The organism is Archangium gephyra, from assembly GCF_042230915.1.
Lineage (GTDB): Bacteria > Myxococcota > Myxococcia > Myxococcales > Myxococcaceae > Archangium > Archangium gephyra_B.
The window spans coordinates 10562753-10577282 of the sequence record NZ_CP102578.1; the positions used below are offsets into that span (position 1 = coordinate 10562753).

The window sequence follows — 14530 nt, forward strand, 5'->3', positions numbered from 1 at the left end:
GCCCTAGCCGAACGTCACGTTCATCAGCTTCACGATGGGCTCGTCCCCATAGAAGTCGATGATGTTCACCGAGGCGTAGCCCTGCTCCATGCGGAACAGGTTGGCGTCCGGCATGCCCAGCGCCTCGGCCAGCAGCGTGCGGTTCACCCCGCCGTGCGACACCAGCACGAACGTCTCGCCCGCATGCCGCGTCCGCAGCGTCCGGCCCGCCGACAGCACCCGCTCGCGCATCTCCGGGTAGCTCTCCCCCTCCGGGAAGCGCACCCGCGTCGGATGCGCCATCCACTCGGCGTACACCTCCGGGTAGCGCTTCTCCGCCTCCTCGTAGCTGAGCCCCTCGAAGAGACCGAAGTCGATCTCCCGGAACGACTCCTCCGTGTCCACCGCCATCCCCTTCAACTCCGCCAGGGGCGCCGCGCTCTCCCGGGCCCGCTGACGCGGACTCGTGTAGATGCGCAGCAGGGGCGCCTCGGCCAGGAAACGCGCGGCGCGCTCGGCCTGCAACCGGCCCGCGGAGGACAACCCCACGTCCAGCCGCCCGTAGCACCGGCCCCGCATCTCCTCCACGGGCTGCCCGTGCCGCACCAGCACCATGCGCGTCACACCCTTCGGAAGCCGCCAATCCATCACGCCTCCCCCAGCCCGAGCAGCCCCACGAACACCCACGTCTCCCCTGCTTCCGTGTTCGCTCCCATCGTCTCTCCCGTCATCCCCCCCATCCTATGCATGCACCAGGCGCCCTGGATCACCGACACCACCGGCGCCTCTTGCCATGTTTTCAGGCGGATGGCACCAGGACTCGACCCGTCAGGGGCGGGCACCTACCCGGGACGACACGTGCGCCCAGGCGGCGTCGGCCCCCCGGACCACCGCCACCAGGGCCTCGTCCACCCCCGCCCAGGGCACCAGCCGCCCCGCCACCAGCCCCAGCACGAACGTCAGCGCCAGCAGACGGCTCCCCCACCCCCGGCGCCCCCGGGCCCCCGGCGCCGGACCGCCCCCCTCCACCGCCGCCCGGGCCTGCTTCAGCGCCAGTCCCTCCTCGTCCAGCACGAGCACGCGCACCTTGATGCCGCCGGAGATCAACGTCTCCACCAGGGTCTCCAGGAAGCGCTCGTAGTGCTCCGGCGAGAGGTCCAGCTCCATCCCATGGTGGGACTGGTAGCGCAGGGCCACCGACTCGTAGCAGCGCAGGTGCGCCTCCTCCCTCGCGGTGTCCACCCAGCCGCAGACGACCGAAGGCGCCGAGCCCTGCCGCGCCACGAGCGAGATGGACTGCCGGGCCAGGAGCCCTCCCGCGGTGCTGGGCCCCTCGGGCTCGTCCACCCGGAGGACCCGGTAGGGCGAGCGCCCGAACATCCGCCGGGCGAACGTGTCCCGCAGCAGGTCCGCGATGAGCACCGCCTTCGTCGAGAACGCCGTGCGCAGGGGCTCCGGCTCCTCGTCGAGCGGGGCCACCAGCTTGCCCGTGGTGTCCTCATCCCGCACGGGCGGAGCGGTGCGCGTCGCCCCCGTCAGCTCCAGGTCCGGGTACTGCCAGGAGGCCTCCCCCTTCTCCTCCAGGGTGGAGAAGTCGAGCACCCGCTCGCGCCCGAGGTTCATCTTCCTGTCCGCCATGCGTTGCTCCCTTCCAGGCCCTGGAGTCCGGGCATGGCACCATAAAAGGAGAGGCGTACCTTTGGATACCCACCGGGGTTTCATCCGTTATAGCGGATACACTGCTTGACAAACGGAGGGGCCCCGGGCACTTTGTGAGCCGTCCATGCCCCCCCTCCGACCCCCGCACATGAAGGTGTGTTGCCGCCGGTCGACGGGGGTGGGCGCTCGCCCGCCGGAAGCCTGAAGGCTGACGGCCGCGAGCTCTTGGAAAGCCCACCACCCCGCGAGGGACGGTGGGCTTTCGAGTTTCATGGGTCGCCGCCCTCGCCCGCACCGAGGTACTTCAATGAAGTCGCCGTCCACCCGCAAGCTCACCGCCGCCCTGCTCTCGCTGCTGCTGTCCGCCGTGCCCGTGCTGGGGGGGTGCTCGAAGCCGGGGGCCGCGCAGGGCGAGCCCATCACCCTGCTCAACGTCTCGTATGACCCCACGCGCGAGCTCTACACGGACGTCAATGCCGCCTTCGCGAAGCAGTGGGAGGCGAAGCAGGGGAGCAAAATCGCCATCAAGCAGTCCCACGGCGGCTCCGGCAAGCAGGCGCGCGCCGTCATCGATGGGCTGGACGCGGACGTGGTGACGCTGGCGCTCGCGTACGACATCGACATGCTCCACGAGAAGGGCCAGCTCATCCCCGCGGACTGGCAGAAGCGGCTGCCCAACAACAGCTCGCCGTACACGTCCACCATCGTCTTCGTGGTGCGCAAGGGCAACCCCAAGGCCATCCGCGACTGGGAGGACCTGCTGCGCGAGGGCGTGTCCGTCATCACCCCCAACCCGAAGACGTCCGGCGGGGCGCGCTGGAACTACCTGGCCGCGTGGGGCTACGCGCTGCGCAAGGCCAGCGGTGACGAGGCGAAGGCGCGGGAGTTCATCTCCGGGCTCTTCAAGAACGTGCCGGTGCTGGACTCGGGGGCGCGCGGCGCCACCACCACCTTCGCCGAGCGCGGCCTGGGCGACGTGCTGATCGCCTGGGAGAACGAGGCGTTCCTGCTCACCGAGGAGGTGGGCAAGGACACGTTCGAGATCATCGTCCCCTCGGTGAGCATCCTCGCCGAGCCGCCGGTGGCGCTGGTGGACCGCAACGTGGACCGCAAGGGCACGCGCGCCGCGGCCGAGGCCTGGCTGCAGTTCCTCTACACGGAGGAGGGCCAGGAGCTCGCCGCGAAGCACCACTTCCGGCCCCGCTCGCAGACGGTGGCCGCCAGGCACGCCAGCCGCTTCCCCGCGGTGAGCCTCTTCACCCTCGACGAGGTGGCCGGCGGCTGGAAGCAGGCGCAGAAGAAGCACTTCGATGACGGCGGGGCCTTCGACCAGCTCTACGTCCCCCAGGCGAAGTAGGCCGGAGCCACGCACGCCATGCACAGCAGCGCACGACGCCGCGTCCTGCCGGGCTTCGGGCTGACCATGGGGCTCAGCTGGTTGTACCTGGGCCTCATCGTCCTCCTTCCGCTGTCCGGACTCTTCCTCAAGACGTTCACCCTCTCCTGGGCGCAGTTCTTCGAGACGGTGGCCTCGCCCCGGGTGCTGGCCGCGTACCGGCTCAGCTTCGGGACGGCCTTCCTCGCCGCGCTGCTCAACGCCGTCTTCGGCCTGCTGGTGGCCTGGGTGCTGGTGCGCTACCGCTTCCCGGGCAAGGCGCTCGTGGACGCGCTGGTGGACCTGCCCTTCGCCCTGCCCACCGCCGTGGCGGGGCTGACGCTCACCACCCTCTACTCGCGCACGGGCTGGTACGGGCAGCACCTGGAGGCGCTCGGCTTCCAGGTGGCCTTCACGCCCGTGGGCATCGTCGTGGCGCTCACCTTCATCGGGCTGCCCTTCGTGGTGCGCACCGTGCAGCCGGTGCTGGAGGACATCGACGCCGACGTGGAGGAGGCCGCCGCCACGCTCGGCGCCACGCCCTGGCAGGTGTTCACCCGCGTCCTCTTCCCCAGCGTGCTGCCCGCCCTGCTCAGCGGCTTCACCCTCTCCTTCGCCCGCGCCATCGGCGAGTACGGCTCCGTCGTCTTCATCTCCGGCAACATGCCCATGAAGACGGAGATCGCCCCGCTGCTCATCATCACCCGCCTGGAGCAGTACGACTACGCGGGCGCCACGGCCATCGCCGGGGTGATGCTCGCGGCCTCGTTCGCGCTGCTGCTCGCCGTCAACCTGCTGCAACGCTGGACCCACCGCCGGTTCGAGGCCCGGCCCGGATAGCAAGCGCGCCATGCACCCCACCACGCACGCCCCCCGCCGTGACCGGCGCCTCGTCTCGGGGCCAGCGCCCATCCGCTGGCTGCTCATCGCCGTGGCGCTCGCCTTCCTCGGCTTCTTCCTCGTCGTGCCACTGGTGGCCGTCTTCACCTACGCCCTGCAGAAGGGCGTGGGCGCCTACTTCGCCGCCATCCTGGAGCCCGAGGCCTGGAGTGCCATCCGCCTCACGCTGCTGGCCGCAGCCATCGCCGTGCCGCTCAACCTGATCTTCGGGCTCGCCGCCGCGTGGCTCATCGCCCGCTTCCGCTTCCCCGGCCGGGACGTGCTCCTCACGCTCATCGACCTGCCCTTCAGCGTCTCGCCCGTCATCGCGGGCCTCGTCTTCGTGCTGCTCTTCGGCAGGCAGGGGTGGTTGGGGCCGTGGCTGGCCGAGCACGACATCCACATCATCTTCGCGGTGCCCGGCATCGTGCTGGCCACGGTGTTCGTGACGTTCCCCTTCGTCGTGCGTGAGGTGCTGCCCGTCATGCAGGCGCAGGGGCACGACGAGGAGGAGGCCGCGCTGTCGCTGGGCGCGAGCGGCTGGCGCACCTTCTTCCAGATCACCCTGCCCAAGGTGAAGTGGGGCGTGCTCTACGGCGTGCTGCTGTGCAACGCGCGCGCGATGGGTGAGTTCGGCGCCGTGTCCGTCGTCTCCGGGCACGTGCGCGGAGTCACCAACACCCTGCCGCTGCACGCGGAGATTCTCTACAACGAGTACAACCTCGCCGGTGCCTTCGCCGTGGCCTCGCTGCTCACGGTGCTCGCGCTGGTGACCCTGGCCGTCAAGAAGTACGTCGAGTGGAAGGCGGAGTCCCCATGAGCGTCATCGTCGAGCAACTCACCAAGCGCTTCACCGCCGGGGGCACTCCCGCCGTCTCGGACGTGTCCTTCCACGCTCCGTCCGCGGCCATCACCACCCTGCTCGGGCCCTCGGGCGCGGGCAAGTCCACCCTGCTGCGCCTCATCGCGGGGCTGGAGCTGCCGGACTCGGGCTCCGTGCGCATCGAGGGCGTGGACTGCACCCAGCTGCCCGTGCAGAAGCGCGGCATCGGCGTCGTCTTCCAGAGCTACGCGCTCTTCAAGCACATGACGGTGCGGCAGAACATCGCCTTCGGGTTGGAGACGCGCCGGCTGCCCCGCGCCGACATCGAGGCGCGCGTGGACGAGATGCTGCGGCTCGTGCAGTTGGAGGAGCTGGGCAAGCGCTACCCCGGACAGCTCTCCGGTGGACAGCGGCAGCGCGTGGCCTTCGCGCGGGCGCTCGCCATCCGGCCCAAGCTGCTGCTGCTGGACGAGCCCTTCGGCGCGCTCGACAGCCGCGTGCGCATCGAGCTGCGCGAGTGGCTCCAGTCCCTGCACGAGCAGACGGGCGTCACCACCCTGCTCGTCACGCATGATCAGGAGGAGGCGCTCGAGATCTCCCAGCACGTGGTGGTGCTGTCCGACGGGCGCGTGGCCCAGGCGGGGCCGCCGGAGGAGATCTACGACCGGCCCGCCACGCCGTTCGTCGCCTCCTTCGTGGGAGGCACCAGCGTGCTGCGCGGGAGCGTGCGCTCGGGCCGGGCCCAGGTGGGCACGCTCGTGGTGGCGGCGCCTCAGAGCGCCCGCGAGGGCGAGTCGGTCCAGGCCTTCGTCCGCCCGCATGACATCAAGCTCGCCAGGGCCGCCAACGGCGACAGCGAGCTCACCACGAGCCGGGTCGAGCGGCTGAAGTCCGTGGGCGGCTACGTGAAGGTGCTGCTCAAGCTGCCCTCGGGCGAGACGGTGACCGTCGAGGTCCCCCGCGCCGAGTTCGATGACCTGGGCGTCGTCGAGGGCGACCACGTCCACGCCGACGTGCGCATGGCCAAGGTATTCCTGGGCGACTTCGCCATCTGAGCCTCAGCTCGCGGCCGGCTCCGTGGGCGACTGGTCCTCACGGCGCAGCCGCGCGTCGAGCACGAACGTCCCGAAGGGAACCAGCGACGCGATGAACGTGCCCAGGATGCGCACGAGCGGCCAGCGGTGCACCGCGGCCACCTCCGCGAGGAGCAGGAGGTAGAGCACGAACAGCATCCCGTGCGCCCAGCCGACCAGCTTCACCCCCAGGGGCATGCCGGCGAGGTACTTCAGCGGCATGGCGATGAAGAGGAGCAGGATGAAGGAGAGTCCCTCGAGCAGGGCGACAGCACGGAAACGGCCGATAGGAGTCTTCAGCATGGGGACCTCGTTCTGCTCCTTCGCTTCGCATCCCTTGGGCACTCGGGTCAACGCGACAACCTGACGCACCCTTGTCCCTCACCCAGCCAGCTCGATGCAGGTGAGCAGGGGGCCTCACCCGCATCGTCACAGGAAGAGGACCTCCCGGGCCCGAGCTCGGGCAACTGGTCCGATGGTCGGACCAGTCGGGTTGGTTCGCATCCGGAGACCCCCTCCCCTCCGGGCGCGCTGTTCAAAAAGGTGTCCAACTGTTGGACAAGTTCGCGCGGTCCGCTCCCGGGAGGTGCCGGCGGGCTACGAGGGGCCCGCTTCAGCGCGCCGACAGCGGGGGCACCGGCCTGCCCGTCAGGGTGGCGAGCCGGCAGGCCAGCACCTCCCCCCTCCCCAGGCCTACCGCCGCGCTGGCATCCGGCTCCAGAATGGAAGAAGGTATGGCGTCAAACGAAGGCATGACCTCTCCCCTGGTGGGAGCGCGCGCGCCCTAGCCCGCCCTGACTCGCCGGGCAATGGATTTTCCAGGCAGGTAAGGCCTGGATGTACTACCTGTCCTTAGATACAGCACGCGACAGGAAGGTAGAATTTGGGGGACACTGTAGAAATGAAGCCCATTGATGAGGCCTCGGAACCGTCCACCTTGGACAAGTCCAAGGGCCCGCCGCTTGGCGAAGTGTTGGAATTCATGCGCCTGCTGTGGGCGGTGGATCACGGCCTGCAGTCGACGTCGAAGCGCATGGAGTCCACGCTCGGGCTGACGGGCCCGCAGCGGCTGGTGCTCCGGCTCGTGGGCCGCTTCCCCGGCATCACCGCGGGACGGCTCGCGCAGATCATGCACGTGCACCCGAGCACGCTGACGGGGGTCCTCAAGCGGATGGAGAAGCGCGGCCTGCTCGAGCGCAAGTCGGATCCGCTCGACGGGCGCAAGGCGCTCTTCGCCCTCACCGACGCGGGCCGCACGCTGGACGTGCCCTCCGAGGGCACCGTGGAGAACGCCGTGCAGCGGGCCATCACCCGCATGCCCCACGCCCGCCTGGTGAACGCCCAGGAGGTGTTGATGGCGCTCGCCCAGGAGCTGGGCGCCGGCGAGCCCCAGCCGGACAACCCCACCGGCAACCCCAAGGACGACGCGCAGATGGCGGGGACGCAGGGTGGCGAGGCGGCGACGAAGACCGCCAGCCGCTGAACCCTCGCGACTCCTGGTAAGCCTTCAAGCTTCCACCGGCGGACACCCGGGACCGGAAGCACCCCCCCGGAAGCCAGGGGGACGCGCCGCGCGCTCGGGCCTGCTACACAATTGGGAAATAGGCGGCCCGGCCATGGGTTGCCACGCGACCCGAGCGGACCTGACAGCGTGAACCTCGAATCCCCGCAGACCCCAGGCGCGGAGCTCCCGCCTCCCCCTCCCCCGCAGCCACCCGCGCTCCCACCCGAGCCCGGGACGGAGCCGCGCTCGCCGGGCGTGGAGCGCCTGCTCGCCGCGGTACGGGCCCGCCAGCGCCGCCAGCTCTGGCTCCAGGGAGCACTGCTGGGCACCGCCACCCTGCTCGTCCTGGCCGTGGCCGGTGGCTTCCTGGCGCTCGCCGCCCCGGCCGCCGGCCGCTGGGTGCTGCTGCTCTCCCCGGTGGCGGGCGCGCTCGTGGCGTGTGCCTTCGGGGTGTGGCTCTCCCTGCGCACCGTGGGCGATGACCAGCGCACCGCGCGCCTCATCGGCGAGCGCCAGCCCCAGCTGTCCCTGGACGTGCTCGCCGCGGTGGAGCTGTCGCGCGAGCGCGGCCCCCAGCCCCAGCACTCGTCGGAGCTCGCCCAGGCCTTCCTGCGGCAGATGGACCTGCGGGCCGCGCAGGTGGACCCGGGCACGGTGGTGGACTCCACCCGCCTCAAGCACACGGGCCTCGCGGTGGGCGGCGTGGCGCTCGCGCTGGTGGTGGTGCTGGGCCTGGCCGGCTCCTCCTGGCGCGCCGGGTTGGACAAGGCGCTCGAGTCCGCGCGGCAGCTGGCCCGGCCCGAGCAGCGCGAGCCCATCACCGGCGACATCGAGCTGACGTACCGCTACCCGGCCTATACGGGACTGGCCCCGCGCACCGTGCCGGGCACCAACGGAGAAATCAGCGCGCCGGCCGGTACCGAGGTGCAGCTCAAGACGCGCTCGGACCGCGAGGTGGAGCGCGCGGAGCTCGTCGTCAATGGCGAGACGCTCCCGCTCACCGTCAACGACAAGCGCGAGCTCACCGGCACCTTCGTCACGAAGAAGAGCGGCAACTACCACTTCATCTTCTACGGCACGGGCCGCAAGGCGATCGCCACCGGCCCGGACATCCCGCTCAACGTGGAGGCGGACACCCCGCCCCAGGTGAGCCTGCTCACGCCCGCGGCGGAGATCGAAATCGACCCGGGCCAGAAGGTGACGCTCAAGTACGAGGCCAGCGACGACTACGGGCTCAACGGCCTGGCGCTCGTCTTCCGCACGCCGGGCGCGAAGGAGGAGACGCGCATCCCCCTGCCCCGCGAGGATGGCCGGCGCGACAAGGGCACCTATACGTGGGACCTGGGCTCGCTGAAGGTGGAGGCCGGGGACCGCATCTCCTACTACGTCGAGGCGAAGGACAACGACGCGGTGGAGGGCCCCAAGCGGGGCGTGAGCCGCACGCAGGTGCTGCGCGTCTACAGCGCCGCCGAGCACCGCCGCGCCGCCCTGCAGAAGGCCGAGGCGCTCTGGGGCCGCATGGTGGACCACCTGGCGGACCGGATGGAGGGCCCGGACCGGGACCGGACGAAGGACACGCAGAAGGTGACGGCGGCGCAGACGATGGACACCAATGGCCTGACGCTGGTGGCGGACATGCGCGCGCTCGCCCAGGAGCTGGGCCGCGAGCGGGACAACCCCGCCGAGCTCGTCGCCGCGCTCGCCAACGTGGCGCAGACGCTGGGCCAGAAGGTGCGCGCCACCGCGGACCTGCGCCGCATCTACCTGCGCACCCAACAGCGCCGCACGGGTGATGACTTCGGCACCGGGGCCCGCCTGGGCGTGCTGGTGGAGGAGGAGATCGCCGAGCTGGAGAAGGACGTCCTCTACCTGGAGTCGCTGCTGGACCGGCAGAAGCTGGAGGCCCTGCAGGAGCTGGCCAAGCAGCTGGCCTCCGAGCGGCGCGAGCTGGCCAGCCTCATCGAGCAGTACAAGCAGAACCCGGACGAGCAGGTGCGCGAGCAGGTGATGCAGCAGATTCAAGAGGTGCGCAAGCGCATCGACGAGCTGATGCAGCGCATGTCGGAGATGCGCCAGGGCATCCGCGACGAGCACCTCAACGCCGAGGCCCTTCAGGAGATGATGAAGGACCAGGACATGCAGAGCGCGCTCGACGAGGTGGAGCGGCTCATGCGCGAGGGCAAGACGGACGAGGCGCTCGCCAAGCTGCAGGAGCTGTCCATGCAGATGGACGAGATGCTCAACGGCCTGAACGAGGCGCAGGACGAGTTCGGCAACGAGCAGTACCCGGAGCTGGCGCAGAAGTTCGGCGAGTTCATGGACGAGCTGCAGAAGACGGCGCAGGAGCAGCAGCGCGTGGCGGACGCCACCAAGGCGCTGCGCGACCAGGCGCGGCAGCAGAACAAGGACCGGCTGGCCGAGAAGGGCCGGGCGATGAAGGACGAGCTGCAGCGGCAGCTGGAGCAGGTGCAGAAGCACTACCAGGAGCTGAAGCCGGATGAGCTCAACAGCCGGGCGTCGCGTCCGCTGGAGGAGGCGCAGGCGGAGCTGGAGAACGCGAAGAACGCGCTGAAGGTGGACGACTTCGACCTGGCGGCGGAGGCGGCGCAGCGGGCCTCGGAGGCGGCGCAGCAGCTCTCCAGCTACGGCGAGCAGCAGCGCGCGCTGGACGAGCTGTACGGCAACCCCGAGGACGTGCGCAAGCAGTCGGCGGAGCTGGCCGAGCAGCTGGAGAAGGACGCGAAGTCGGTGGAGGACGTGAACCGCAAGCTGCAGTCGCTCTTCCCGCCGCCGGGCTCGCAGATGGGGCAGCAGGAGAAGCAGCAGCTGCAGCAACTGGCGCAGCAGCAGCAGTCGCTGGAGCAGAAGGCGAAGGAGCTGCGCCAGCAGATGCAGGACATGGAGCAGATGGCGCCCATCTTCGGCCAGGAGGCGGGAGACCAGATGGATGAGATTGGCCGGCGGATGGGCGAGGCGGCGCAGCGGATGCAGGGCAAGGACGCGAACCGGGGCTACGGCGAGCAGCAGGCGGCGCTGGAGGGGCTGAAGCAATTCCAGCAGCAGATGAAGGAGAGCCAGCGGGGCCGGGGCAAGGGGCGCGGACTGCCGTTGCCGATGGGGATGGGACGGCGGGAGGGCAACGGGAGGGATCCGCGCGAGAAGGTGGAGATTCCGGACGAGGAGGCCTACCAGGCGCCGAAGGAGTTCCGGAAGGATCTGCTGGACGCGATGAAGGAAGGCACGCCGGAGAAGTACCAGGACCAGGTGAAGCGCTACTACGAGGAGCTGGTCAAGTGATGAACCGGGTTGCGAGCACCCTCGTCCTGTCCCTGTTCCTCGTCACGAGTGCCCAGGCCCAGGACGCGCGGAAGGCGGAGGTGAAGGAGCGGCTGGGGAAGGTGGAAGCGTCGCTGGATGGCTGGGACGTGCCGGGAGCGCGCCGGGAGTTGCAGGCGCTGGAGGCCATCCTCCCGGAGGAAGTCGAGACGCTCAAATACTTCCAGGGCCGGGTGGCCTTCGAGGAGGGCCGCTACGACGAGGCCATCGAGCTGCTGCAGGCGGCCAACATCGAGGACAAGCCGGGCAGCTACGTGAGGCTGGCGAAGGACACGCGCGCCATCGTGAAGGACTACGCGCGCGCGGAGAGCGAGCACTTCATCTTCTTCTACCCGAAGGGGAAGGACGAGGTGCTGGTGCCGTACGCGCTGGAGACGCTGGAGTCCATCCACCGGGCGCTGGCCGAGGACCTGGGGCACCGGCCGCCGGGCGGCAAGATTCGCGTCGAGGTGGTGAACAACGCGCGTGAGCTGTCGAAGGTGAGCACGCTCACCTACCAGCAGATCCAGACGACGGGCACCATCGCCATCTGCAAGTTCAACAAGCTGATGGTGACGAGCCCCAAGGCGGTGGCGCGGGGCTACGACTGGCAGGACACGCTGGCGCACGAGTACATCCACCTGGTGGTGAGCCAGATGAGCCACAACACGGTGCCCATCTGGCTGCACGAGGGACTGGCCAAGTTCCTGGAGTCGCGCTGGCGGGGCGAGCCGGGCCTGGCGATGACGCCCTCGACGCAGGCGCTGCTGGGGCGGCGGGTGAAGGAGGACAAGCTCATCCCCTTCGAGAAGATGCACCCGTCCATCGCGATGCTGCCCACCGCGGAGGACGCGGCCACCGCGTTCGCCGAGGTCTACTACGCCATCGACTACGTGTACGAGACGCAGGGCAACAAGGGCCTGCGGGAGATCATCCTCGGCCTGCGCGATGGCAAGCCGGACAAGAAGGCGGTGGAGTCGGCCACGGGGATGCCCTTCGCCCAGTTCGAGAAGAACTGGCTGGCGCACATCAAGAAGCAGCACTTCCCCAAGGAGCTGCTGCCACCCGAGCAGGTGGTGCTCAAGGAGAACGCGAAGGACCAGGACGAGAAGAAGAAGGGGCGGGAAATCTCCTTCGGGGACTTCGCCGAGGTGACGGAGGTGCCGGCGCGCAAGTTCGCGCACCTGGGCGAGCTGATGCGCGAGCGCAACCGCATCAAGGCGGCGGCGGAGGAGTACGCCAAGGCCCACAAGCTGGTGGGCGACAAGTACGAGTCCGTGTCCAACAAGTACGCGCTGGCGCTGCTGGAGCTGCGGCGGCTGGACGAGGCGGAGACGGTGCTGCGCGGCTCGCTGCGCGTGCACCCGGGCTCGCCGGGCACCAGCGTGCACCTGGGCCGCATCCTGCTGTTCCGCAAGGACTATCAGAAGGCCAAACAGGCCTACCTCGAGGCCCTGGCGGCGGACCCGTTCGACCCTGAAATCCACATCGCGCTCACGCGCATCCACGGGGCCCTGGGCGAGACGGCGCTCGTCACGCGCACCAAGGCGGCGAGCGCGGTGCTCACCGGCCTGAAGCCCGAGGACGTGGAGCAGGTGTCCCGCGAGTTCATGCGCGAGGACAAGGAGCTGATCGAGACCGGGGACATGGGCACCCCCACCGGCAAGGACGCCGCCCCCGCCGCCCCCGCGAAGGACGGAGGCAAGTAGCCAACGGGGGAACAGGAAGCCGGTTCCTCCCTGCGTGCGGGTCCTCTAGTGTCCCGCCGCATGACTACCCGGCTCCCGACCTTCGTTCTCGCCGCCGCCGTGTCCCTGCTCGCGCCCTCCGCGTGGGCCAAACCCTACCGGGCCATGGTGACCCGCACCGCGGAGACGACGCGGAGCGGGAACCTGGAGCTCGGCCTGCGCTACCAGGGCTTCTTCGCCCTCGATTCCGAGCGCTCCCTCCCCTATCAGCAGCTCTCCCCGAGCATCCGCTGGGGCATCCTCGACAACCTGGAGGCCAACGTCTATTTCGAGCTGCTCGGGCTCGGCCTGCCCGGCGACAACGACTTCCAGCTGGCCTTCGGTGACATCCCCCTGGGCCTGCAGTGGACGTTCCTGGAGACGCGCCCCTTCGCCCTCGCGGCCTACGCGCGCGTCACCTTCCCCACCGGGCCGAGCAACCAGGACGCCATTCCCCCCAACCTGTCCGACGGCACCTGGGACTACGAGGGCACGCTCGTCGGCGAGCTGCGGGTGAGCAAGGACCTGCGCTTCATGCTCAACGCGAGCTACCTCCACCAGGGCACGCGCGACCGCGGCGCGCTGGCGGACTTCGACGTCCCGGATGCCGTCCAGCTGGGCCTCGCGGGCACGTACAACCTCGACAACTTCACCCTGGTGGGCCTGGAGGTCATCGGCCGCGTCTACTTCGAGCGCGCCATCACCCCGGTGTGGACGGACAACGCCAACCAGGTGGAGATCATCCCCGTGGTGCGCCGCGAGGTCTTCCCGGGGCTGGTGCTCGAGGCGGTCGCCGGCATCGCGGTGACACCGGACCTCTCGAACATCTACCGCTTCCGCGCACTGCTCGGCGGCACCTACGAGTTCGACCTCGCCTCGGGCCCGCGCCTGCCCGAGGACGACGACGACAAGCCCGCGCCGAAGAAGAAGAAGCCCTCGACCCGCAAGCGCTGACCGGCCTCAGGCCGGGCGCACCTCCACCTGCAGCCGCGAGAGCCCTCGCAGCTGGATGGAGGGGACCCATTGCAGCGGCTCCGGCCCGCGCGACAGGCTCTGGATGCGAGGCAGCAACGCCTCCAGGGCCACACGCGCCTCCAGCCGCGTCAGGGCCGCCCCCAGGCAGAAGTGGGCACCATGACCGAAGGGCAGGTGGCCCCGCTGCGGACGCTCCAGGTGGAAGTGCTCCGCGTCGGGGACATACGCCTCGTCCCGGTTGGCCGAGCCCATCAGCAGGATGAGCACGGAGTGCTGGGGCAGCCGCACACCGCCCAGCTCCACCTCCTCCAGCGTCAGCCGGAAGGTGGACTGCGCGGGTGACTCGTAGCGCAGCACCTCTTCGATGAACGAGGGCACCAGGGCCGGCTCGGACCGCAGGCGCGCCAGCAACTCCGGGTAATCCGCCAGCAACACGGCGGCATTGCCCAGCAGGTTCACCGTCGTCTCGAACCCGGCCACCAGCAGCAGGAAGAGGAAGGCCATCAGCTCCGCTTCGGTGAGCGCCTCGCCGTCCACCCGGGCCTGGAGCAGAGCGCTCACCAGATCCTCGCGAGGCTCGCGGCGGCGCTCCTCCACCACGTCACGCAGGTAGTGCTCCATCTCCTCGATGGTGTGGCGGATGTGCTGCTGGCCCTCGAGGTCGGACGCCGCGGTGGCGCTGACGGCCCCGAGCGCATCGGACCAGCGCTTGAAGCGCGGATAGAGCGAGGCATCCAACCCCAACAGGTGGCCAATGGCGGCGGCGGGCAGCGGCAAGGCCAGCGCGGGAAGGAAGTCCACCGTGCGCCGGGCCACCAGGGCGCTGACGAGTTGCTCGGCGGTGGCACGCAGCACCGGCTCGAGCCGGGCGAGCGTGGAAGGGCCAAAGGCACGGCTGACGAGCGCCCGGGCCCGGCCGTGCTGAGGCGCGTCCATCACCAGGAGGGAGTGGGCCACGGGGTTGTGGTCCAGCCAGGGCGGCAGCATGGAACGCTGGAGCCCCGCCGAGGAGAAGACCTGGGGATTCTTGAGGACGTGCATGACGTCCGCGTAGCGCGTGACGGCCCACATGCCTCCCGGATCCACCTGGCACACGGGCGTGTCGCGCCGCAGCCGCGCGAAGTGCGGGTAGGGATTGGCCAACACCTCGGGAAGCACCAGGTTCAAGCGCCCGCTCATGCCGTCATTCCACCTGTGTCTGGGGGAGAGCACGGCATGCTA

The 14530-nt window shown here is 69.9% G+C and carries 13 protein-coding genes; 8 read left to right on the plus strand and 5 right to left on the minus strand.

Annotation, left to right across the window (positions count from 1 at the left end):
- Window positions 1-3: 3 nt before the first annotated feature.
- Together NR798_RS41510 and NR798_RS41515 are read right to left on the minus strand one after the other, a co-directional pair.
- Window positions 4-627 (minus strand): histidine phosphatase family protein, encoded by a 624-nt coding sequence (locus tag NR798_RS41510; protein WP_375768123.1) that lies wholly within the window; start codon window positions 625-627, stop codon window positions 4-6.
- A gap of 180 nt (window positions 628-807) precedes the next feature.
- Window positions 808-1617: a hypothetical protein gene (locus tag NR798_RS41515; RefSeq protein WP_375768124.1), complete on the minus strand. Its 810-nt coding sequence runs from the start codon at window positions 1615-1617 to the stop codon at window positions 808-810.
- Between the two features lie 328 nt (window positions 1618-1945).
- Between NR798_RS41515 and NR798_RS41520 the strand changes: the two genes are divergently transcribed.
- The 4 genes from NR798_RS41520 to NR798_RS41535 are packed head-to-tail and all read left to right on the plus strand — an operon-like array spanning window position 1946 to window position 5770.
- Entirely contained in the window at window positions 1946-2995 is a 1050-nt protein-coding gene (locus NR798_RS41520) for a sulfate ABC transporter substrate-binding protein (RefSeq protein ID WP_375768125.1), read from the plus strand.
- Between the two features lie 18 nt (window positions 2996-3013).
- Entirely contained in the window at window positions 3014-3853 is an 840-nt protein-coding gene (cysT, locus tag NR798_RS41525; protein ID WP_375768126.1) for a sulfate ABC transporter permease subunit CysT, read from the plus strand.
- 10 nt (window positions 3854-3863) lie between these two features.
- Window positions 3864-4712 carry a sulfate ABC transporter permease subunit CysW gene (gene cysW / locus NR798_RS41530; RefSeq protein WP_375768127.1) on the plus strand — a complete coding sequence of 283 codons (849 nt, stop codon included), beginning with the start codon at window positions 3864-3866 and terminating at the stop codon, window positions 4710-4712.
- Window positions 4709-5770 carry a sulfate/molybdate ABC transporter ATP-binding protein gene (locus NR798_RS41535; RefSeq protein WP_375768128.1) on the plus strand — a complete coding sequence of 354 codons (1062 nt, stop codon included), beginning with the start codon at window positions 4709-4711 and terminating at the stop codon, window positions 5768-5770. The genes cysW and NR798_RS41535 overlap by 4 nt, the downstream gene beginning before the upstream one ends.
- Before the next feature lie 3 nt (window positions 5771-5773).
- Here the strand turns inward: NR798_RS41535 and NR798_RS41540 are convergent, their stop codons facing one another.
- Window positions 5774-6091 (minus strand): DUF3817 domain-containing protein, encoded by a 318-nt coding sequence (locus NR798_RS41540; RefSeq protein ID WP_375768129.1) that lies wholly within the window; start codon window positions 6089-6091, stop codon window positions 5774-5776.
- Between the two features lie 310 nt (window positions 6092-6401).
- The gene (locus NR798_RS41545; RefSeq protein ID WP_375768130.1) at window positions 6402-6542 is read right to left on the minus strand and encodes a hypothetical protein; all 141 of its coding nucleotides are present in this window, start codon (window positions 6540-6542) and stop codon (window positions 6402-6404) included.
- 147 nt (window positions 6543-6689) lie between these two features.
- On the opposite strand from NR798_RS41545, the gene NR798_RS41550 reads away from it, so the two are divergent.
- The 4 genes from NR798_RS41550 (at window position 6690) to NR798_RS41565 (ending at window position 13288) form a co-directional block, all read left to right on the plus strand.
- Window positions 6690-7271, plus strand: a complete 582-nt coding sequence (locus tag NR798_RS41550; protein WP_375768131.1) for a MarR family winged helix-turn-helix transcriptional regulator — start codon at window positions 6690-6692, stop codon at window positions 7269-7271.
- A gap of 168 nt (window positions 7272-7439) precedes the next feature.
- Window positions 7440-10589, plus strand: a complete 3150-nt coding sequence (locus NR798_RS41555; RefSeq protein WP_375768132.1) for a DUF4175 family protein — start codon at window positions 7440-7442, stop codon at window positions 10587-10589.
- Window positions 10589-12316, plus strand: coding sequence for a peptidase MA family metallohydrolase (locus tag NR798_RS41560; RefSeq protein WP_375768133.1), 1728 nt, complete (start codon window positions 10589-10591; stop codon window positions 12314-12316). The genes NR798_RS41555 and NR798_RS41560 overlap by 1 nt, the downstream gene beginning before the upstream one ends.
- 60 nt (window positions 12317-12376) lie before the next feature.
- Window positions 12377-13288 (plus strand): transporter, encoded by a 912-nt coding sequence (locus NR798_RS41565; RefSeq protein ID WP_375768134.1) that lies wholly within the window; start codon window positions 12377-12379, stop codon window positions 13286-13288.
- A 6-nt stretch (window positions 13289-13294) separates the two neighbouring features.
- Here NR798_RS41565 and NR798_RS41570 read toward each other — a convergent pair whose 3' ends face one another.
- Window positions 13295-14488 (minus strand): cytochrome P450, encoded by a 1194-nt coding sequence (locus tag NR798_RS41570; protein ID WP_375768135.1) that lies wholly within the window; start codon window positions 14486-14488, stop codon window positions 13295-13297.
- Window positions 14489-14530 lie beyond the last annotated feature (42 nt).